Here is a 20,724-nt window from a genome sequence, read left to right on the forward strand (position 1 = left end):
CACTGGTGGAATGTGTAGGATAGAACCATAATGCTGCAAAAGTTACTAATTAATCTAAAAACAAAATATCAAATTTTAGTTCCAGTATTAGTGACTATCATTGTCATGATGATAGCCATTTTTTTAGTTAACGCTAAATTAGAATCAACAAACCATAACGTACAAGTTTCCGAATATAGAAGTACTCAACTAAGCAATATCTCAGTCGCAGAATCACGTTTACTTTTCTTAAGATTGGGTGTCGCTGCAACTTTTACTGATCTTGAATTATTAAAAACCATTAATTTTGAGAGTATCGCTTCTGAATTGCGCTTAAACTTCACAAGCATGGTAGAGCAACAAAGAATATTGCAAGATCTCGGTGCAACCGTTAAGACACCTGAACAACTTCAGAGAGAAGTCGGTGAAATACTGTCTCAACTTGAAGGTTATAAAAAGTTAGCCAACAGTATTGTTTTTTATAATGACACCAAAGTGAAAGAGTGGGGGAACTCTATTTACTTAACAACGCCAATTCAACAAGCGAATGAATTGATGTTGGCGGCAACATTAAGTGAAGAAGAGCAAGCGTATTGGACCAAAGTACTTCCCGAGCTTTACAATAGTGCGGGCAGTATTGAAATACATATGACGTCACTCTTTAATGAAGACTTATTTACTTCAGTCAGTAAAGCGCCAAGAATTGATATTGTAAATGAGCAATTTTCAACACTATTTAAATTGATTGAGCCTTTAAAAAACACAGAAGCAAAAAATATCATGTCTTCTGTATTTAAATCTCAATCAGATATGAATTTGGTGCTGTGGAATGCGACCAACAACATTGAACAAAGCAAAAAGAGTTTGGTTGATCTTGGTGGCGTAATGTATCGAGAATTAAGTGACGAAAGAGAACGTTTGTCTTTAATGAACCAAAAAATATCGTCAACGAATATGAAATTAATTTCTGAAAGCCAGAATTTATTATTTGTTGCAATGCTAATTACAGTGGTTGTATCGTTAATTATTGGGATGATTGTTGCTCATATCGTTACAAAACCAATCTTGATTCTTCAAGAGCAAATGTCAGACATTTCTAATGGTCGATTAGATTCATTAAATCATCAATCAAATAATAATGAGATTGGTGAATTATGTAAGAATACGGATAGCACGGTTATTCGTCTTCAAGAAATGATTAGTAGCTTACGTAATGTTGGGGAAGAAGTCTCTTCGTCATCGACAGAACTTGCCGCTATCATGGTACAAAGTGAAGCGAATGCCTCAGATCAAAAATCACAAGTCGACTTAATCGCTACAGCTATTACTGAACTTGCGGCGTCGGCAAACCAAGTGGATGAATCTGCGAATCAAGCGGACATGAAAGCAAGAGAAGTACTTATCATGAGCCGTGATGGGGCTAAATCAGCGTCAGAAGGGGTAAAGTTAAGCCAAGACCTTGCGAATCAAATGGACGGCACATCAAGCGAAGTGATGATTCTTAAAGATCAAACTGATCGTATTAGTGAAGTGATTACGGTTATTGATTCAATCTCAGAGCAAACGAATTTACTGGCACTGAATGCCGCTATTGAGGCTGCTCGTGCGGGTGAAAGCGGAAGAGGCTTTGCGGTTGTTGCTGATGAGGTTCGAGTGCTTGCCGCTAAAACTCAACAATCAACACAAAACATCCAAAACATTATTAATGACTTACAACAAAAGTCATTAAACGTGGTTGATTCCGTAAATCAGTCAATAGAGATGATTCACCAAACTGCCCAGATGAGTATTGATACGAATAATCAGTTATTAAATATTTCTGATTCTATTGAGATGATATCGCAAACAAACTCTGAGATGGCAACCGCCGCCAATGAGCAAAATAGAGCGATTGAATCCATCAGTGAAAACGTCAATGTGATTACTGAAAGTATTAATCAAAATGTCGAAGGCATTAAAGAGTCAACTCAAGCTAGCCAACATTTATCTGAATTATCTGAAAACCAAAGAGAGCAGTTAACGTTCTTTAAATTATAATTCTCATAAAATAATATAACGATAAAGGCCAGTATTTAATTATTCTGGCCTTTATTATAAATAGAATATGAAAAGATTTTACCTTGTAATGACCAATGCAAAATTGTTGAGTGTATATTCAATCCTTCCTTCAAAACAGGCTCTAAACTGCCCGTATTTCAAGCGTGATACAGTAGTATAATAATTCGCATTACATTAAGATGTAACGCAGATATAAATGAACTGTTTTAATACTAAATTTAATGAAACGGTCAGAAATTTAAAGGGTTTATGTATGAATTCTATGATCTTCTCAAGTACTCAAGAAGCCATTCCTGTTCAAAATGATATCGTGTATGAATTACACGATGACCAAATTACAATGCGCTTTGCCGGCATTCATAATCTCCCAATAAATGACCATTTCTTGGTTCTTCAATTTGCAACTCAGCTTGAGCATGATGCCAAAATTCTTGGTGATGGTTTTCAAATGCTTGCTCAAACTGGCGGCACTGTCAGTGACCCTCAAGACATTGGACGTTGCCCTGATAACAGTGCGAGTTATCGTTTATATCCTGAAAAAGCAAAGAAGCGTTTTTATAATTATCTGGTTATTGAACAATCGGATGGATTTACCTTGTTTGGTTATACGTCTTGTTTTCGTTTTGCTGGTTATTTTGAAATCCATAATTATCAAGGTGAGATGAGTGTTATGGCCTTCCTTGATGGTGAAGATACTCGCCCACAAGATTGGGCAAGTAATCAAATGGAAGCAGTGACAGTATTAAAAGCGGACAGTTTGGCTGAAGTCTATGAATTGTATGCCGATAAAGTTCAACAGCAACACCCTATTCGTGCGGGGGTAAAAAAAGACGCTCCAGTAGGGTGGTGTTCTTGGTACGCCTATTATGCAGAAGTAACAGAAGAGAATATTCTCGATAATGTTGAAATAATGTGTAATGAGCAAACAGAATTAGAGTGGGTGCTATTAGATGATGGTTATCAATCATTTATGGGAGATTGGTTAACGCCATCAGATAAGTTTCCTAATGGTATCCAATCGTTATTACAATCCATCAAAGAGAAGGGAAAAAAGCCAGCTATTTGGATGGCTCCTTTCATTGCTCAAGCTGAATCTGATGTTTTTAAAAATAATCCTGATTGGTTTGTTCGTCATGCGAATGGTGACTTATTAAAAGCAGAAGACATTACTTACGGTGGTTGGCGTTGCACACCATGGTACATTCTTGATACTTCAAAATTAGCGGTTCAATGCCACCTAACCGAAGTTGTCCGCACAATGAAAGAAGAGTGGGGTGTTGAGTTGTTTAAGCTGGATGCGAACTACTGGGGCAGTCTGCGTGGCGAGCGAGTACAATCGGGTATTACTGGTGTTGAGGCTTACCGACTAGGCATGCAGGCTATTATAAATGGAGCGGGTGATGCCTTAATTTTAGGGTGTAACGCGCCAATGTGGCCATCGTTAGGGTTAGTCGATGCCATGCGAGTTTCTGATGATGTAGAGCGTCATGCAGAGCGATTTGAACAAATCGCAAAAGAGACATTTTATCGCAGTTGGCAACACCGTAAATTATGGCAAATTGATCCTGATTGCATCACGTTAACGTCATTGCCGAATCAAGGTGCAGAGCGTAAATATTATGACTTTCATCGAAATGTGATTCTTGCTTCTGGTGGTTTAAGCTTATCTGGTGACCCATTACCAGAGTTAAATAACTTTGCTAAAAAGACATGGAAGAACTTACTGTCACGCCAGAGATTAACTCAAGAATCGGCTCAGTTTAAATCGCTATCAAATTGTCATGGGACGTTACGATTAAATAATCAACATGAGTTACATTGTTTATTTAATTATGAAGAAGAAGCGATGGAAGTGACTTTAGTTGCTGATCAACCGTCTATTTGGCGTGATTTTTGGACTGGAGAGCAATTAAATGAAGAGCCAAATCAGATGCTATTACTTGCCTTAGAGGGTGGATTAAGTAGCCGAGCTATTCTGGTTTCTAATTAAACGTTCTCATATAATTTGAAATTAAGGGTGTTATTTCCAATGTAAGGAATTAGCATCCTTTTTTTATAAAAAGATCTAAAATATCCAAGAATATCGTGATTTAAAGTTATGAAATATAGAGATTAATTTTTATTATCACGTTTTTTGTCATTTGAAATTAATAATACGGGTTCATATACTTCAACGCCATTTCCAATGAGCAGGTTTACAAAGTAGTTTATGAGCAGTATTAATCGTTTTTTATTAAATATCCCCCTAAGATTTCAGATTCTCTTTCCACCGCTATTTGCCGTTATTGTTATGATTGCATCAATGATGATCATTTCGTCAGCAATGAACCAATCGGTAAATAATTCTGAGGTATTGAATGTACGTTTAAAGGAAATGACTTACTTATCTAGTGGTGAGATGAAGATCCTTGAAATATTTAGTGAAGTAAATCGTTCGCTATCTAACCCAGAAGCATTGAAAAATATTGATCAATCCATTTTTAATAAGATGCAGAGTATTAATCAAGATTTTACTGATATAGCAACAGAGCACGAGAAAATTAAGAATGAAAAGCATACAACACAGCAATTAATCACTGATTTAAGTTATATCACTGATTTATTAAAACGCATTGCTTTTATTATTAAAAACAACCAAAAAATTTCAGATGAAATGCAAATGTCTTGGTCTAAATTACCCTATTTAAGTGATTCTATTGAGCTATTAAGTAAACAAGGTAAAGGTTCAAATATTGTTACACATCAGCATGAATGGTTAGAAATAGAAGAGGCTTTATATTCTTCATCAGAAGTGCTTCAAATGAAGTTAAGCTCCCTCTACAACTTTAACAGTACTGAAGGGGATGATGATATTATTCGTGAAGAATTTAAAAAGTTTAATGTAAATATCTCAAAGCTCAATGAAAGTGAATCTAAAACGATCATTAAGAAAAGAATTGGCCATCTATATTCAATATATACTCTTTTTTCAAATTTAAGAGCAAACTTAGATAACAATACAAACGAACTGTATAACCTTGAAAACGATATTAATTTAGTAATAAAAACACAAGTATCTCGAATTAATAAAATCAGTCGAAATTTATCAAAAGACAGTATTGAGCTTATCTTCTCGAGTAAAAAACTGATAATGATGTCGATGATTTGCTTTACGTTATTGACGATGTTAATCACTTGGATAACGATAAAAACAATTGTAAATCCAATCAGAGTCTTAAAAAACCAGATTGAGTCACTCTCTCAAGGCGAATTAAATAACCTTAATTCTTTAACTGGAAGTAATGAGATTGCAGACCTATGCCAGAATACTGATAAGACAGTGAATCATTTGCATAAAATCGTTGAAGTATTGAGAGGTGTTGCTTCTGAAGTATCATCATCATCATCAAACTTAAATGTATTAATGAGCGTTAATGAAAAAAACATCTTAGAAGAAAAATGCCAGATTGATCTTATTGCGGCGGCAATTACGGAGTTATCAGCAGCAGCAACTCAAGTTGATCATGTTGCAATGAATGCGGATGAAAGAGCAAAAGAAGTTCTTAATTTAAGCCGTTCTGGAGCTGAAACTGCATCTATTAGTAGTCAGTTAAGTCAAGAATTAGTGAATCAAATGGGGCTGACTGCAAAAGAAGTTGAATCATTGAAAGTCCAATCAGAGCAGATAAGTGAAGTAATCACTGTTATTGATTCTATTTCGGATCAAACCAATCTACTGGCACTTAATGCTGCAATAGAAGCGGCTAGGGCAGGAGAGAGTGGTAGAGGTTTTGCGGTTGTTGCGGATGAAGTAAGAATGTTGGCTGCAAAAACACAGCAATCGACATTAACGATTCAAGAAGTCATTGATCGTTTACAAAATACGTCTAATGATGTGGTTGAGTCTGTTTCTAAATCAATTGAGATTATTAATGAAACGCAGGAAATGACAGATAAAACAAACAGTCAATTAGTTGATATATCAAGAGAAATAGAAGAAATTACTCGTTCAAATACCGAAGTAGCAACAGCAGCAAATGAACAAAACCAAGCCATTATGTCTATTAGTGAAAGTATTAATTTAATGACAGAAAGTATCAACGATAATATTAATGAAATGAATAATATCAGTTCTAACGCAGATACTTTATCTGAGCTTTCTGTATCTCAAGAGAATCAATTAAAATTCTTTTCATTATAAACTCAAGCATTAGAGGTATTTATGAGTCGTAAAGAAACAATAGAGAGTAAAGGGAAAGACTCATTATGCACCAAAGGGTTAACTTCTGAAGAGAAAACCTTTATTAATGAGATCGTTAATATGAAGACCATAATAATAACGAATGAACTTAATCAGTCGATAAGAAAGTCTCTTTTATAAAGACGTAAATAATTAATAGTTCTCGTTTACGATAAATGAAAATCCTTCACTTTCATTGTAAGCGAGGCTATAAGTATCATCGATAATATAGAAGTGCATATAATTGTATTTATTTAACCGTTTGAAACGTAAGGGAAATATTTTCAATCTTGCAGCTTCTTGAATGTGCCCATTTTGTATAAGGCTGTCTTGGTCACCTGAATTAACGAATTCGGCGATTAAAGAAGATTTATCAAAATTTACCGTTACATCGCTGTAGTTCGTGTAGTTTCCATTGTAACCAGATTCACTAATATTAATTGACCTATTCACATTGTACTTTTCATGAGAAGTTTCTTTAAAGTAAAAGCTATAAGAAACCTTAGCTTGATAAGACTTTTCTTTTATTGAAGACACACTTATATTGCTTTGTAGATTAAAGAATCCATAAGTATCTGAATTATTTATTAATCTTTTTCTTTTCTTTATTTTTACGCTAATAACGTCATTAATAATATTGGTGTAAATTTTGTTTTCACTATCTAGCATTATGAATGTATTCAATGAGTTATTGCATATATCGTCAACAACTAAGCAAGTTGATATTGAGAGATATTTTTTTTCTTTGTTGAAGAAGTAAAGATAATCAGGATTAAATTCAATGCCGTTCAAATCAATGTGTTCAGAGGTTGAAAGCATATAAACATTCGTTTGAAGAGGGATGAGGTTTTGTTCTATTGGACCACGGCTTTCTTTTTTGTAATAGTTCATAAAAAGGACAGCGACAGAAAAAAGCAAGATAGGAAGTAATAGATAGTAGCGTGATTTTTGAGTTACTGTCTTTAAACGATCACCTGATTTAGAGCCTTTTTGGCTGATGGTATCGATGATGACAATATCGTATTTGAGAAATATCTTTCTCAGTAACGAAATGATTTGAGTAACAACACTGTTTGAAACGGAAGTGTCTTGCCAACATTCTTGATAAACATCATCTTTTGTATAAATCTTATTCGGGTTACTATAAAGAAGAAATAATAGATTAGCTTCGTTAAGAGTAAGCTTAATTTCATTACCATTAGTTTTTATGAGTACAGTTAAGCTCTCATAATCAATGGTCATGTTTGTTGTTTCTATTATTTCTTTTTTATTCATTTGTTCTTCTAGCACTCGATCTTAGGAGTCGCCGCACTGATACGTTGTTTTCTATCGTGCGTTGGTGCATTAAAGTGGCTTTCTAATAGACGCTGAGTAATTGAATGCTGTGGGTTTGAGAATATCTCTTGAGTCACCCCTTTTTCAACCACTTCTCCTTCATGCATAACCATTACTTTGTCTGTAATGTGTTTTACAACACCAATGTGCTGAGAAACATAAATGAATGAAATCGCCATTTCTTGTTGTAGTTCCAAGAAGAGGTTAATGATTTGAGATCGCATTGCCATATCCAAACCATTCAACGCTTCATCAGCAACAATTATGGAAGGCTGAAGTATTAAGGCTCTGGCTAAAGATACTCGCTGTTTTTGACCCGTTGCAAGCATTTGTGGGTAGAAGTAGGCATGTTCAGGTAATAAGCCAACACGTAGTAAGGTGTCTTTAACTCGGCTTTGACGAGCTTCTGGTGACATGCTGGTATTACGTTTTAAAGGACCTTCTAAAATTCGACCTATCTGAATCCGTGGATTCAATGATGAATTAGGGTCTTGGAAGATCATTCGAATCAACTTACAGCGAGTCTGATAATCTTTATAATCTAAGACTTCGCCATTGACTTTAATCACGCCAGACGTTGGTTCTACAACACCTGCCAACATTCTTGCTAGTGTTGATTTACCTGACCCATTTGCACCAATAAAACCAATGGTTTGTCCTGCTTCTAAAGAAAAGCTGACTGGTTTAACTGCTTCTTTTATTTGTTTTCGAAACAAACCAGATCGGAATACGTAATCTTTTTTAAGATCAGTGACTTCAAGAAGTGCAGTCATTTTTCTTCTCCTCGAAATTTAATGGAAAATGGCAACTGAATTTATGATCTTTCACTTTTTGACCTTCAGGAACTTGTACGCATTTGCGTTGAGCGTAAGGACAACGAGGCCCAAGACGACAACCAATAGGTAAATGCTGTAAGGGAGGGATTGTCCCCGGTAATGATTCTAACTTTGCTTTATGAGGGATTCCATCTTTACTAAAGTCAGGCATCGCACGCAGTAATGCATTGGTATAAGGATGTTTTGGAGCCTCAAGAATTTCTTTACGACCCGCAGATTCAACCGATTGACCACAGTACATAACGGTAATTCTATCTACCCATTGAGTCAGAGTGATCAAATCATGGCTGATCAATAGAATCGTCGTATTATTGACCTGATTCATTCGACTTAATAGACGAAATATTTGTGACTGTGTCACCGCATCCAGTTCATCGGTCGGTTCATCAGCAATCAAAATTCGCGGTTTGTTCGCAATTGCCATTGCGATCATTACTTTTTGGCATTCCCCAGCAGTAAGCTCATAAGGGTAACATCGCATTACGCGCTTATGCTCTTTAATACCGACTTTATGCAATAAGGCGATGGCCCCTCTTTTGCGCCAATTCCAACGTTGCCACCATTTACCAGAAAAGTACTTTGACGGGATCGCCTCTTCAAGTTGTTGTCCTACTTGTTCTGAAGGATCGAGACACGTTGATGGCTCTTGAAAGATCATTGCCATCTCTCGGCCAATGACGCGTCGTCTTTGTTTTGGAGACAGTGCCAAGAGATCTATATTGCCTAGGCGCATTCTGTCGGCGGTGATCTTCCAATTATCTTTTGTGATCCCAAGAATCGCTTTAGCGACCAGAGATTTACCGGATCCTGATTCGCCCACAAGCCCGCGAATTTCACCTTCATTAATGGTTAAACTCATGCGGTCGACGGCTTTCACCATCCCTTGCGGGGTCTCTAACTCGATAGTCAAATGACGAATATCTAATAATGGCATTATTCAATCCCCGCATTTAACGCGCGTTGTATTCCGTCACCAACTAAATTGACGATGATAACGGTGAAGGTAATCACAATACCAGGTAGGGTTACTGTCCATGGGGCGGTGTAAATAAGTTCGATAGAATCACCTAACATTGAGCCCCACTCAGGGCTAGGAGCTTGAGCGCCTAAGCCTAAAAATCCTAATGCTGTGATATCTAAAATAGCGACAGAAATGGCTAACGTTGCTTCCGCAATGATGACTGTTAATATGTTTGGCAACACAGAGTTCCACAATAAATAAAAATCATTCGCGCCATCTAAACGAGCAGCCAATATATAGTCTTTTTCGATTTCATTGTGTACTGCGGTGTATACGGCTCGAATAAAACGAGGGATCAAAGCAAGCCAAATCGCGATTAATATATTGAATTCCCCAAAACCTAAGAAGGCCACAAAAATAATGGCCAGCAATAGAGAGGGGATAGATAAGATCGTATCAAGTAAGTGGTTTAACGTACTCGACAATAACCCTTTTGTCATGCCGGCAAAAATACCGATAGCACAACCAACGAAGCCAGAAAATAAAGCAACAACTAATGCATAACCAAAGGTCAGCTGAGAGCCCATTAGCAAACGAGAAAGAATGTCTCTGCCTAAGTCATCGGTGCCTAAGAAAAAGGCAACATCGCCTTCAGCGCTCCATGAGGGTGGCATTAATAAGTTTTCTGACTGCCATTGTGGGTCATATGGACTTAACCAAGGAGAAAATAAGGTAACCAGAAGAATTAATAATAAACACCAAAACCCGAACATCGCTAATGAGTTAGCACGATAGCTTAACCAAAATCGTTCCATTTGGGTTGGGATGTGCTCTTCTTGATAAACACTATTTGAGCGCATAGAACTCTTTCCTTACTAGTGGGTTAACAGCGGCACCCAGTAGATCCGATAAAATATTCGCTAATAAAATAAAGGAAGCGACGGTAATCACACCCGCTTGAATAGCAACGAAATCTTGATTAATAATGGCGTCTAATAGCCAGCGACCCACACCGGGCCAATTAAAAATAGATTCTGTAATGATTGCGGCAGTAAATAAGCCAGATAATTGAATACCTAGCTTGGGAATAATTGGGGGGAGTGCATTTCGAATGATGTGTTTCGCCATGATTTCGAATTTAGACAGCCCTTTGGTATGAGCCACCTTAATGTAGTTTTGAGTTATCACGGTTGCAACGGATGAGCGCATTAAACGGATAACTTCTGTCATAGGAGCAATCGATAAGACTAAGGTTGGCAAAATAAGATGCTCAATGATGTTTTCTAGCATTTCAGTACGATAAGGTGATTGAGAATACAATACATCAATAAAAGCAAAGCCGGTTTTCGTATCGAATTCATACAATAAGCTGTATCGCCCAGAAACAGGGGTAATACCAAGTTGTAAACTAAAGAACATCAGAACTAAGAGTGCAATCCAAAATAAAGGCATTGAATAGCCAATTAAAGCCACAGAAGAAATAATCGTGTCTAAAGGTTTACCTTGACGCATTCCAGCAATGGTACCAATAGGCGTTCCGATAATTAAGGCAATGAAAAAGGCAAAAAAACAGAGCTCAATCGTTGCAGGGAAGACGCGTAATATTTCATCTGACATATTAACGCCATATTGATTAACCCCAAGGTTGCCATCAATCAATTGGCCTAGATACGTTATCCAGCCAGAAAAAAATGAAGTGTCCCCCCAAACTGAGTTAGGTTCAAGGCGTAAAATATTGAAACCAATTAAGGTTAAGATCAGCAACGTAATGATGAACAGATTAAAACGTCGAATCGTATAAATCCACATTAGTTCACCTCCTCAATTCGGCTTACATTATGAAAAGAATAGGTGTTGTAAGGACTTAATACAAAACCTTCTAATGATGATTGATTGGCTTGATACTTGACGCCATGAGCAAGTGGAATGATGGGTAACTCTTCATTCAACAAGTTTTGAAGCTGACGGTAAATGTTCATTCTGTATCGAGGTTGATTGGTTTCTTTTGCGAGATCCAATAAGAAATCGAACTCTTCATTACACCAATTGGCAGAGCTAAAGCCTGCTCGTTTTGCATCACAAGAAAGTAGAGGTCTTAACATGGTGTCGGGATCGGCACTGTTGGCATTCCAACCGGTTAAAATTAAATCCATGTTAGTTTCAGTCAATTCGCTTTTTGCCATAATGTCACTAGTGATAAGAATTAATTTTATCCCTAATTTTGCAAAATCGTTTTGAATAATTTCAGCCGCTTTTTTCGGACTTGGATTGTAGGGATGATTATCTAAAGGCACCCACATCGTTAATTCTAACCCTTCTTTTACTCCGGCTTCACGCAGTAAAGCTTTTGCATAATTGAGATCATAACGAATTAATGATGAGTCACTGCCATACGCCCAAGACGTTGGTGGCAGAATACTTTGAGCCTCAATACCTGAGTTGTAATACACTGAATTGATTAAGCTTGAGCGGTCAATGGCTAAATTTAAGGCTTGGCGAACACGTTGATCTTGTAACAGTGGATTTTTCATATTAACGGCAATGTAAGCCACATTGGTTGCCGTCTGTGAAAACAAGGTAAGTGATTCATTGTCAATAATGATAGGTAATTGGCTTGATATAGGGTTTGCGACGACATCACATTCTTTACGAAGTAATTTGGCTAAAGATCCTGTGCCTCGGCTTGAAATATCAAACACTACTTGAGACATTTTTGCTGGCCCTTGCCAGTAGCCGTCATGTCTTTTTAAACGAACAAGCTCGCTTTTTTGAAATTGTTCGAGTTTAAACGGACCTGTTCCAATTGGTTTTATGTCCATTAATTCTTTTTCATCTGCCGCGGCTAATTGGTGAGCGTATTCTTGGGAATGAATGACCGCGTATGACGTAGAAAGTGCAGATAAAAAGGTGTTGTCAGGAGAGGTCAATTCGAATTGAACTTCGTGTTCATTAATGGCTTTAACTGATTTCACCATATGAGAAAAATTAATGCTGTCGAACCAAGGGTACTGTCCAGAATTGACATTATGATATGGATTTTCTGGGTCAAGAACCCGATTAAAACTGAAAACAACATCATCAGCATTCATGGTTCTGGTTGGCGTAAACCAATCTGTGGTTTGAAATTGCACATCAGACGCTAAATTAAACGTATATACAGTGCCGGTTTCATCTACTTTCCAAGAGGTGGCTAGATTAGGAGACGGCTTCTGAGTCACCGGATCGATAATGAGCAAGCGGTCGTATATTTGAGCACTGATGGCTTCAAGAAGGCTGTTGCCATCAGACGTTTGTGGATTAAAGAAGTCCACATTGCCTGATTCACAATAAATAAACCCTTGCTGGTGGATTGTTTGTTTTAATTCAGTATCGTAACAGCCTGTTAGGCCTAACAATCCAGTTGTAGCAATGAGTATGCGCGCAATGGTTTTCATAATGGCCGCAGCTTTCTTATAATTTTTAATTAATGAACCTGTCATTTTATACTCAAGTGACTGGTTCTGCACTTATTTATCAAGAAATATCGGTTTTAGTGGCTAATAATTGATGTTTTTTCAGGAGTCCACGAAATTGATGGTAGGTGATACCTAGTAATTCAGCCGCTTTACGTTGATGAAATTGGCTTTCTGAAAGTGATTGCTCAAGCAATTCTTTTTCTTGTTGCAACTGAAATTGTTTTAAATTCAAAGGGAAGTGATAACTCTTTTTTAATGATTTATCTTCAATGAGTATAGACGAAGATGGCTCTTGTGCTGGTGTTGTTTCCCACGGGGTTAGAAACGGGTTTATTTGTATTGATTCAATTTGTGCCTCTTCATGATTGTGCTTAAACACAGCACGCTCGATACAATTTCTTAATTCTCTTACGTTACCAGGCCAATCGTGAGCAAGAATTTGTTGTTTGGCATGATAAGAAAAGCCCGCGAAATAACGTAAGCTCATTTCTTGACACATCTTGATGGCAAAATGCTCAGCAAGAAGGAGAACATCTTGCTCGCGGTATCGTAGAGGGGGTAAATGAATTACATCAAAAGAGAGTCTATCTAATAAATCGGCTCTGAATTTCTTTTCTGTCACCATCTCTTGCGGATTTTGGTTGGTTGCACAAATCAAGCGTACGTCTGCCTTGAGGGTTTGAGACCCACCAACACGTTCATATTCACCGTATTCAATAACACGCAACAATTTCTCTTGTACTGTTAATGGGGCAGTAGTGAGTTCATCTAAAAATAGAGAACCGCCATCGGCTCGTTCAAATCGACCTTGATGACGCTGTTTTGCGCCAGTAAAAGACCCCGCATCATGACCAAATAATTCAGAATCTAATGTGCCTGAACTGAGTGCTGCGCAGTTCAAACTAATCAAGGGTTCGTCCCATCGTTTGGATAAAAAGTGAAGACGTTGTGCTATTAACTCTTTACCCGTTCCTCGTTCACCAAGAATTAAAATAGGTCTATCAATGCCTGCAAGTTGGGAGGCATGATCCAATGACGATAAAAACGCGTCAGATTCACCAATTAAACTGTCTTTTCTCATCATTGACCTCATTATCTCTTGGCTAAATTGACCATTAAATGGTTTATTTAATCATTGCTTAATTTTCATAAGAGGTCAATATTTTGCAACTCATTGATTTTTAATAGGTGAAAAGTTGGCATGTATTGTGTAATAGTCATAGTAAGTTTTACAACACTGAATTTAGATAACGAAGTCGCGTTATCATTTATTAAAAAGGAATCAATTATGGGTATTTTTTCACGCTTTGCAGACATCGTTAATGCTAACGTTACTTCATTATTGGATAAGGCTGAAAATCCAGAAAAGATGATCCGTTTGATCATTCAAGAAATGGAAGACACGTTAGTTGAAGTTCGTACCGCATCAGCAAAATCTATCGCGGATAAAAAAGAACTGACACGTAAAATTGGATCAATTGAAGCACAAGTCGCAGATTGGCAAGAAAAGGCGAGCTTAGCGTTAATTAAACAACGTGAAGATTTGGCTCGTTCGGCGTTGATAGAAAAACAGAAAGTTCAAGATGTACTTTCTAGCTTAAAAACAGAATTTATTCTTGTTGAAGAGTGCATTGAGAAGTTAACCACAGAATTAACCGAATTAGAGACTAAACTGACAGAAACACGTGCTCGTCAACAAGCGTTAGTGATCCGTCAACAAACAGCGCAACATCGCAATGAGATTAAAGGGCACACTCATTCTGGTAAAACAGAGCGAGCAATGGCAAAGTTTGAGCAATATGAGCGTCGCATTGATGAGCTAGATGCAAAAGCAGATACGTACTCAATGGGTAAAGCGAACTCACTAGAGCAAGAATTTGCAGAGCTTCAAGCGCAAGATGACATTGAAAAAGAGTTAGAGCGTCTAAAAGAACAAATGAAAAAAGACGCATAAATAGAAACAAGTATTGATCGAAGTTGAATTACTTAAGGAGAAAACAATGAGCGGCTTTTTTGCTTTCCCATTGGTTATATTTTTTATTTTCGTTGCACCGTTATGGCTGTTTTTACATTACCGAAGCAAAGGTAAAACAGCGCAAGGTCTGTCGCATGAAGACACGCAGTTACTTAAAACAATGACAGAGCGTGCGGATAAAATGCAGCGTCGTGTTGAAACATTAGAGAAAATTTTAGATGCAGAATCCCCGAGTTGGAGGGAGCGCTAATGTCAAAAGAACTGTATAGAGATACTCGAAACGGAAAAATTGGTGGCGTCTGTGCTGGCATTGCTCAGTACTTTGGTATTGAACCTTGGATAGTACGTATATTAGTCGTCTCAGCCGCCTTGTTTAGTGCTGGTTTTCTGGTGATGTTAGCCTATTTTGCAGCCATGCTTTTTTTAGATAAAGCACCGGTTGAAATGTACTACCGAACAGAAGAAAAGCGTGAGCACACGGTAAAAAGTAAGCCATGGCAAGCAGGTCAATCGCCATCAGAAGTAATTAAGCGTGTGGATAAAGACATGGCGAGAATGGAAGAGAAAATTCGTCGAATGGAAGGCTATGTTACGTCTTCTGAATACAAGGTTCGCCGTGAATTTCGAAACCTATAATTGGATTAATTAACAAGAGCAGTCAATAACTTATGTAGATTGATATGACACATAGGATTACTATCTTGTTCATGGGGTGTTCAGAATCAGTTCTGTACACTCCATTTGTTGTTTATAGAAAAGAGAGAAATATGAATGAGCAGATTAACCAAAGAAATGAATAAATTAGTTAACCGAAGCATGGATCGCCACGTCAAATTGGCGGTTACAGGGCTATCGCGCGCAGGTAAGACGGCATTTATTACCTCTTTGGTTAATCAATGTTTGCATGCGGGTTCAAGCGATAAGTTGCCTTTATTGTCAGTGACTCGTGAAGGTCGCATGATTGGGGCGAAACGCATACCGCAATCAAACTTATCCATTCCAAGCTTCACTTATGATGATGGTATGGCGTCATTATTATCAGAACCACCAACATGGCCAGAGCCTACTCGTGATGTGAGTGAACTTCGTTTAGCCATCAAATTTAAACCTAAATCAGGCATACTAAAACACCTTAAAGACAATGCAACATTGTATGTGGATATTGTCGATTATCCGGGTGAATGGTTATTGGATTTACCGTTATTAGATATGGATTATATTGAGTGGTCTAAGCAACAGCAGGCGAATTTAACTGGGCATAGAAAAGTGCTTTCTGAAGAATGGTTAAAAGAAGCTCAGCAGCTTGATCCTCTTGCGCCTGTTGATGAAAAACAGCTCGCGCATATTGCGGATGCGTTTACTCAATATCTTCATACCTGTAAGGATTCAAAAGGATTACATTGGGTGCAACCGGGGCGATTCGTTTTACCGGGTGAGTTAGCAGGCGCGCCTGTTTTGCAATTCTTTCCTTTTATGTTTTTGCATAAATACACAGAAGAAGAGTTGGCAAAAGCGAAGAAAGATTCAAATATCGCCGTGCTTAAAAAACGTTATCAGCACTACCAACAACATGTAGTGAAAAAGTTTTATAACGAGCATTTTAGACATTTTGATCGTCAAATTGTATTGGTTGACTGCTTACAGCCGTTAAATGCGGGTGAACAATCATTTAATGATATGCGTCAGGCTGTCGATCAGTTGATGCGTAGTTTCCAGTATGGCAAAAGTTCAATGCTTAAACGTCTGTTTTCACCAAAGATAGATAAAGTGTTGTTTGCTGCCACCAAAGCAGATCACGTTACGCCTGAACAGCACCCAAATATGGTGTCGCTGTTGCAACAAATGATCCACCAAACATGGCAAGAAACCGCTTACGAAGGCATTAAAATGGAGTGCATGAGCATTGCCTCAATTCAAGCAACCACCGCGGGAATGATTGAGGACGACGGTGAATTGTTTTCTGCAATATCAGGGGTCACCGCCGATCAAACACCGATGATGATGTTTCCGGGTGAGGTGCCTAAACGTATTCCAAGTAAAGCGTATTGGGAAACAAAACCTTTTAATTTCATGAGTTTTCAACCGTTAGAAAGTGAGACTGACAAACCGCTACAACATATCCGTATGGATAAGGCGATGCAGTTTTTATTAGGAGACAAATTAGTATGAGTGAATTAAAAAAACAGCGCGTATTTCAATCTGAGCCTCAATTTACAGAAAATGAGCAGACAACAGAATCGCTGAATACTCAAAAACTGTTCGAAGAAACACAAACTTTTATTCCTCAAGCCATTGAAGAAGAAAGTGAATTGGATGATCTTGATATTGAAACGCCATTAGTGAAAAAGAAAACCCATTGGAGTATTAAAATACTGATTGGTGGATTCCTTGGATTAACAGTATGGCAAAGTGTTGATCATGTTATTACCGCGATTCAAACCGCCGATTTCTTATCATTGGGTTGGGCGGGATTAATCAGTTTAGCGGCGTTAATGGGGGTGACGGCCATTGGTCGTGAACTATGGACGCTACGTAAACTTAAAAACCGTGCCGAGATCCAACATCAAGCCACTGAATTGATGGAAGGCAATGGTATTGGGCAAGCAAAACCGTTCTGTGAAACGTTAGCTAAAAAAGGGCTAACCACTCATACTGCCGAGTTTTCTCGTTGGCAGAACAGCATTGAATCACATCATAACAACGCTGAAGTGTTTGAAATGTACGACAGCATGGTTGTGGTCGAGCAAGATAAACGAGCAAAAGCCTTAATCAGCAAGCATGCTGGTGAATCAGCGTTAATGGTGGCATTAAGTCCATTAGCTGTGGTGGATATGTTATTAGTAGCGTGGCGTAATATTCGATTAATCGAACAAGTTTCTCAAGTTTATGGGGTCGAACTTGGCTATTGGGGCCGTTTACGTTTGTTTAAAATGGTTCTGCAAAACATGGCGTTTGCCGGAGCAACAGAAATGGTGACGGACGTTGGTGTTGATATGTTATCAACGGGCCTTGCCGGTAAGTTATCAACCAGAGCAGCACAGGGGTTAGGGATTGGTTTATTAACGGCACGTTTTGGATTAAGAACCATGAATCTAATGCGTCCATTGCCATGGCAAGCCGGAGAAGCGCCTAAGCTTTCTGATATGCGTAAAACCATTGTTGCTCAATTAGTATCCAAACTTAATTCATAGGTTGAGAATTAGTTAACTCTAGTTAGCATTCCCATAAAAAAGCATACTATTTACAAATCGATTAGTGATAGTATGACGGCATTAGTCGGGGAGCCAATAGGCTGAGATCGCAATAGCGAACCCGTTGAACCTGATTCAGTTAGTACTGACGTAGGGAACTAATGGTCTTCTTGAAACGATCTCTCTGATCGATTTCTTTTAATGAGATAGCACCTACTCGGTATCTTTATCTCATGTGACTGTTTTTCCTGACCGTTAGTTAGGGAAAATAAGTATGCCTTCGTTACACACTACCGCACTTTTATCGACATTATCTGTAACAACACCGATTGTATTAACCATTGCTGGGTCTGACAGTGGTGGCGCAGCAGGGATCCAAGCCGACATTAAAGCGATTTCTGCAACCGGCAGTTATGCGTGTTCTGTTATTACCGCATTAACGGCTCAAAATACGCAAGGCGTGACGGGCATTTATCCAATCAGCAGTGAATTTGTTGAGCAGCAACTGGATGCTGTTTTCTCTGATTTGAATGTTATCGCCGTTAAAGTCGGCATGTTAAGTGATTCTGATATCATCCGCTCTGTTGCGAAAAAAATAAAGCAATACACACCGCGTTATTTAGTGGTTGATCCTGTGATGGTTGCAACCAGTGGTGATCTTCTTCTGCAATCCTCTGCTATTGAAAGCCTTAAATCTGAACTGCTTCCCCTTGCCGATGTTATCACGCCAAACCTACCTGAAGCGGCGGCACTCATTAATGCTAAAGTTCCCGAAAGTGAAGTTGAAATGACTGCAATGATTGATGAACTTCGTCAATTAGGTGCTAAATCAGTCTTACTGAAAGGCGGGCATTTAGAAAAGAATGAAAACAGTACCGATTTACTGATTTTATCTGATTCCATAGAACGTTTATCGACACCTCGAATTGAAACTCGCAATACACACGGCACGGGCTGTACATTATCGTCAGCGATTGCTTCGTATTTAGCGCAAGGTCATGAACTACTGGCTGCGGTAGCATTAGGTAAGCAATACATTACTCAAGCCATTATCCATGCCGATGAACTGAATATTGGTCAGGGACATGGGCCTGTGAATCACTTTTTTGCTTTACATACTCCAGAGTAATGGGGATGAATAATCGCATTGGTGCCGTCATTTCTAATGGGGCGTTACAATATAAAGACAGCGAATACCCTATTATTTTCAATCTAAACATGACGATTCCTAAAGGAAAATGGACCGCCATATTAGGAAAGAGTGGCTGTGGAAAAACGTCGATATTGCGTTATCTCGCCGGATTATTGACCGATAAAGTGGTGTGGTCAGGGGATGTTTCGATTGATGGCGTAGACGCATTAGAAGGCAATATTGCGTACATGGCGCAACAAGATTTATTGATGCCGTGGCTAAACGTAATAGATAACGTCTGCTTTGCCGACAAGTTTGTAACGAACTCTCGCTTTAATTCAACGAAACCGAATTCGGATAAACACAGAGCGCATGAACTTTTAGAGTTAGTTGGATTAACAGAGCATGCGTTTGCGATGCCGTCACAATTATCGGGCGGGATGCGTCAGCGTGTGGCGTTAGCTCGAACATTAATGCAAGACAAACCAATGGTATTAATGGATGAACCCTTTTCTGCACTAGATGCCGTCACTCGTTATCGCCTGCAAGATCTTGCTGCTCAAGTGCTAGCAGATAAAACTGTTTTATTGATCACGCATGATCCACAAGAAGCGTTAAGACTGAGTGATGTGGTTTATATCATGCAAGGACAACCTGCTTCAGCGGTCTCTTTACCTGTTCCTAGTACGCAGATACCTCGAAAGATTGATGCGGAGTTAGCTGCACTTCAACAACAAATAATTGATACCTTAGAGGTCGATTATGTCTAAATCATTCCTTATAAATTCGACATCAGCAACGATAGGAAAGGTAACGCCAAAACCAATGCTACAAAGCGTGAAATCCATGATAAGAATCTTAATCAGTGCGGTGGTTATTCTGGGATTATGGCAATTCATCGTAATAGTTTTTGCTTTACCAAGCTTCATTTTACCTAGTCCATTGGCTGTCTTTACTAAATTAATACAACGATACGATGTGCTACTTTCTCATTCATGGATAACGGCTCAAGAGATCTTGCTTGGTCTTGGCTTGGGTCTTTCTATGGGGTTGTTATTTGCCCTTCAAATGCTGTTGTTTGATCCACTTCGACGTTGGTTATTGCCAATTTTAATTGCGAGCCAAGCGATCCCTGTTTTTGCTATCGCGCCTATTCTGATGTTGTGGTTGGGTTATGGCATCGCATCAAAGGTCGTGATGGCGGCATTAATTATCTTTTTCCCTGTGACTACCTGTTGTTATGACGGGCTGCGAAATACCCCAAGTGGTTATCTTGATTTAGCCCACACGATGGGGGCATCAAAATGGCAATTATTAAAATACGTTCGCTTACCTGCGGCTTTACCTGCCTTAGCGTCGGGTATCCGTGTTGCTGTTGTTGTCGCGCCTATTGGTGCAGTCGTTGGTGAATGGGTAGGGTCAAGCGAAGGGCTAGGTTATTTAATGCTGCAAGCGAATGCTCGAATGATGATAGATGAAATGTTTGCTGCGTTATTCATTCTCGCCGCGTTATCCGTCAGCTTGTATTTTCTTGCGGATGTATTGATTCAAAAACTCATACCGTGGCAACACGATAAATAAAT

At 38.5% G+C, this 20,724-nt stretch carries 19 protein-coding genes and 1 riboswitch; of the genes, 12 read left to right on the plus strand and 7 right to left on the minus strand.

Annotated elements, in window-relative coordinates:
* Window positions 1–30: 30 nt before the first annotated feature.
* The 4 genes from AACV33_RS03560 (at window position 31) to AACV33_RS03575 (ending at window position 6,397) form a co-directional block, all read left to right on the plus strand.
* Complete coding sequence (locus AACV33_RS03560; protein ID WP_182699875.1) at window positions 31–2,016, plus strand: methyl-accepting chemotaxis protein; 1,986 nt, start codon at window positions 31–33, stop codon at window positions 2,014–2,016.
* A 274-nt stretch (window positions 2,017–2,290) separates the two neighbouring features.
* Window positions 2,291–4,027 carry a glycoside hydrolase family 36 protein gene (locus AACV33_RS03565; protein ID WP_182699876.1) on the plus strand — a complete coding sequence of 579 codons (1,737 nt, stop codon included), beginning with the start codon at window positions 2,291–2,293 and terminating at the stop codon, window positions 4,025–4,027.
* Between the two features lie 219 nt (window positions 4,028–4,246).
* A complete protein-coding gene (locus tag AACV33_RS03570; RefSeq protein WP_182699877.1) occupies window positions 4,247–6,217 on the plus strand; it encodes a methyl-accepting chemotaxis protein in 1,971 nt (656 codons plus the stop codon).
* Window positions 6,218–6,238: 21 nt separating this feature from the next.
* On the plus strand, window positions 6,239–6,397 hold the full coding sequence (locus AACV33_RS03575) for a hypothetical protein (protein ID WP_012551806.1): 159 nt from the start codon (window positions 6,239–6,241) through the stop codon (window positions 6,395–6,397).
* A gap of 12 nt (window positions 6,398–6,409) precedes the next feature.
* On the opposite strand, the gene AACV33_RS03580 is transcribed toward AACV33_RS03575, so the two are convergent.
* From AACV33_RS03580 to pspF, 7 genes are all read right to left on the minus strand, one after another.
* Window positions 6,410–7,531, minus strand: a complete 1,122-nt coding sequence (locus AACV33_RS03580; RefSeq protein WP_182699878.1) for a winged helix-turn-helix domain-containing protein — start codon at window positions 7,529–7,531, stop codon at window positions 6,410–6,412.
* Between the two features lie 8 nt (window positions 7,532–7,539).
* Window positions 7,540–8,364: a peptide ABC transporter ATP-binding protein gene (locus tag AACV33_RS03585; protein ID WP_017021861.1), complete on the minus strand. Its 825-nt coding sequence runs from the start codon at window positions 8,362–8,364 to the stop codon at window positions 7,540–7,542.
* On the minus strand, window positions 8,348–9,361 hold the full coding sequence (locus AACV33_RS03590) for a peptide ABC transporter ATP-binding protein (protein WP_017021860.1): 1,014 nt from the start codon (window positions 9,359–9,361) through the stop codon (window positions 8,348–8,350). Before AACV33_RS03590 ends, AACV33_RS03585 begins: the two co-directional genes overlap by 17 nt.
* A complete protein-coding gene (gene sapC / locus AACV33_RS03595) occupies window positions 9,361–10,248 on the minus strand; it encodes a putrescine export ABC transporter permease SapC (RefSeq protein WP_023603012.1) in 888 nt (295 codons plus the stop codon). Before sapC ends, AACV33_RS03590 begins: the two co-directional genes overlap by 1 nt.
* Window positions 10,235–11,197, minus strand: coding sequence for an ABC transporter permease (locus AACV33_RS03600; protein ID WP_012551811.1), 963 nt, complete (start codon window positions 11,195–11,197; stop codon window positions 10,235–10,237). Before AACV33_RS03600 ends, sapC begins: the two co-directional genes overlap by 14 nt.
* Window positions 11,197–12,822, minus strand: a complete 1,626-nt coding sequence (gene sapA, locus AACV33_RS03605; protein WP_023603013.1) for an ABC transporter substrate-binding protein SapA — start codon at window positions 12,820–12,822, stop codon at window positions 11,197–11,199. The genes AACV33_RS03600 and sapA overlap by 1 nt, the downstream gene beginning before the upstream one ends.
* Before the next feature lie 79 nt (window positions 12,823–12,901).
* Window positions 12,902–13,924 carry a phage shock protein operon transcriptional activator gene (gene pspF, locus AACV33_RS03610; RefSeq protein ID WP_065609543.1) on the minus strand — a complete coding sequence of 341 codons (1,023 nt, stop codon included), beginning with the start codon at window positions 13,922–13,924 and terminating at the stop codon, window positions 12,902–12,904.
* Between the two features lie 207 nt (window positions 13,925–14,131).
* Here pspF and pspA point away from each other — a divergent pair, with 207 nt between their 5' ends.
* The 8 genes from pspA to AACV33_RS03650 all read left to right on the plus strand — a co-directional run bounded on the left by pspA (window position 14,132) and on the right by AACV33_RS03650 (window position 20,722).
* A complete protein-coding gene (gene pspA, locus AACV33_RS03615) occupies window positions 14,132–14,797 on the plus strand; it encodes a phage shock protein PspA (RefSeq protein ID WP_065609541.1) in 666 nt (221 codons plus the stop codon).
* 46 nt (window positions 14,798–14,843) lie between these two features.
* A complete protein-coding gene (gene pspB / locus AACV33_RS03620; protein WP_012551815.1) occupies window positions 14,844–15,068 on the plus strand; it encodes an envelope stress response membrane protein PspB in 225 nt (74 codons plus the stop codon).
* A complete protein-coding gene (gene pspC / locus AACV33_RS03625) occupies window positions 15,068–15,454 on the plus strand; it encodes an envelope stress response membrane protein PspC (RefSeq protein ID WP_017021854.1) in 387 nt (128 codons plus the stop codon). Before pspB ends, pspC begins: the two co-directional genes overlap by 1 nt.
* 135 nt (window positions 15,455–15,589) lie before the next feature.
* A complete protein-coding gene (locus tag AACV33_RS03630) occupies window positions 15,590–16,987 on the plus strand; it encodes a YcjX family protein (protein ID WP_182699879.1) in 1,398 nt (465 codons plus the stop codon).
* Entirely contained in the window at window positions 16,984–18,009 is a 1,026-nt protein-coding gene (locus AACV33_RS03635) for a YcjF family protein (RefSeq protein ID WP_182699880.1), read from the plus strand. The genes AACV33_RS03630 and AACV33_RS03635 overlap by 4 nt, the downstream gene beginning before the upstream one ends.
* Before the next feature lie 76 nt (window positions 18,010–18,085).
* Window positions 18,086–18,183: riboswitch (TPP riboswitch) on the plus strand.
* Window positions 18,184–18,283: 100 nt separating this feature from the next.
* Window positions 18,284–19,138 carry a bifunctional hydroxymethylpyrimidine kinase/phosphomethylpyrimidine kinase gene (gene thiD, locus AACV33_RS03640; RefSeq protein WP_182699881.1) on the plus strand — a complete coding sequence of 285 codons (855 nt, stop codon included), beginning with the start codon at window positions 18,284–18,286 and terminating at the stop codon, window positions 19,136–19,138.
* Complete coding sequence (locus AACV33_RS03645; protein ID WP_182699882.1) at window positions 19,138–19,911, plus strand: ABC transporter ATP-binding protein; 774 nt, start codon at window positions 19,138–19,140, stop codon at window positions 19,909–19,911. Before thiD ends, AACV33_RS03645 begins: the two co-directional genes overlap by 1 nt.
* Window positions 19,904–20,722, plus strand: coding sequence for an ABC transporter permease (locus tag AACV33_RS03650; protein WP_017021849.1), 819 nt, complete (start codon window positions 19,904–19,906; stop codon window positions 20,720–20,722). Before AACV33_RS03645 ends, AACV33_RS03650 begins: the two co-directional genes overlap by 8 nt.
* Window positions 20,723–20,724: the final 2 nt, after the last annotated feature.

It is taken from the genome of Aliivibrio sp. SR45-2, assembly GCF_963890165.1.
Lineage (GTDB): Bacteria > Pseudomonadota > Gammaproteobacteria > Enterobacterales > Vibrionaceae > Aliivibrio > Aliivibrio salmonicida.

Bases quoted from the DNA above. Each gene is read 5' to 3' on its own strand.
- AACV33_RS03560 (WP_182699875.1), top strand. From the start codon at position 31: ATGCTGCAAAAGTTACTAATTAATCTAAAAACAAAATATCAAATTTTA.
- AACV33_RS03645 (WP_182699882.1), top strand. From the start codon at position 19,138: ATGGGGATGAATAATCGCATTGGTGCCGTCATTTCTAATGGGGCGTTA.
- AACV33_RS03575 (WP_012551806.1), top strand. From the start codon at position 6,239: ATGAGTCGTAAAGAAACAATAGAGAGTAAAGGGAAAGACTCATTATGC.
- pspA (WP_065609541.1), top strand. From the start codon at position 14,132: ATGGGTATTTTTTCACGCTTTGCAGACATCGTTAATGCTAACGTTACT.
- AACV33_RS03630 (WP_182699879.1), top strand. From the start codon at position 15,590: ATGAGCAGATTAACCAAAGAAATGAATAAATTAGTTAACCGAAGCATG.
- AACV33_RS03565 (WP_182699876.1), top strand. From the start codon at position 2,291: ATGAATTCTATGATCTTCTCAAGTACTCAAGAAGCCATTCCTGTTCAA.
- pspB (WP_012551815.1), top strand. From the start codon at position 14,844: ATGAGCGGCTTTTTTGCTTTCCCATTGGTTATATTTTTTATTTTCGTT.
- AACV33_RS03635 (WP_182699880.1), top strand. From the start codon at position 16,984: ATGAGTGAATTAAAAAAACAGCGCGTATTTCAATCTGAGCCTCAATTT.
- AACV33_RS03590 (WP_017021860.1), bottom strand. From the start codon at position 9,361: ATGCCATTATTAGATATTCGTCATTTGACTATCGAGTTAGAGACCCCG.
- AACV33_RS03650 (WP_017021849.1), top strand. From the start codon at position 19,904: ATGTCTAAATCATTCCTTATAAATTCGACATCAGCAACGATAGGAAAG.
- thiD (WP_182699881.1), top strand. From the start codon at position 18,284: ATGCCTTCGTTACACACTACCGCACTTTTATCGACATTATCTGTAACA.
- AACV33_RS03585 (WP_017021861.1), bottom strand. From the start codon at position 8,364: ATGACTGCACTTCTTGAAGTCACTGATCTTAAAAAAGATTACGTATTC.
- sapA (WP_023603013.1), bottom strand. From the start codon at position 12,822: ATGAAAACCATTGCGCGCATACTCATTGCTACAACTGGATTGTTAGGC.
- AACV33_RS03600 (WP_012551811.1), bottom strand. From the start codon at position 11,197: ATGTGGATTTATACGATTCGACGTTTTAATCTGTTCATCATTACGTTG.
- AACV33_RS03580 (WP_182699878.1), bottom strand. From the start codon at position 7,531: ATGAATAAAAAAGAAATAATAGAAACAACAAACATGACCATTGATTAT.
- AACV33_RS03570 (WP_182699877.1), top strand. From the start codon at position 4,247: ATGAGCAGTATTAATCGTTTTTTATTAAATATCCCCCTAAGATTTCAG.
- pspF (WP_065609543.1), bottom strand. From the start codon at position 13,924: ATGAGAAAAGACAGTTTAATTGGTGAATCTGACGCGTTTTTATCGTCA.
- pspC (WP_017021854.1), top strand. From the start codon at position 15,068: ATGTCAAAAGAACTGTATAGAGATACTCGAAACGGAAAAATTGGTGGC.
- sapC (WP_023603012.1), bottom strand. From the start codon at position 10,248: ATGCGCTCAAATAGTGTTTATCAAGAAGAGCACATCCCAACCCAAATG.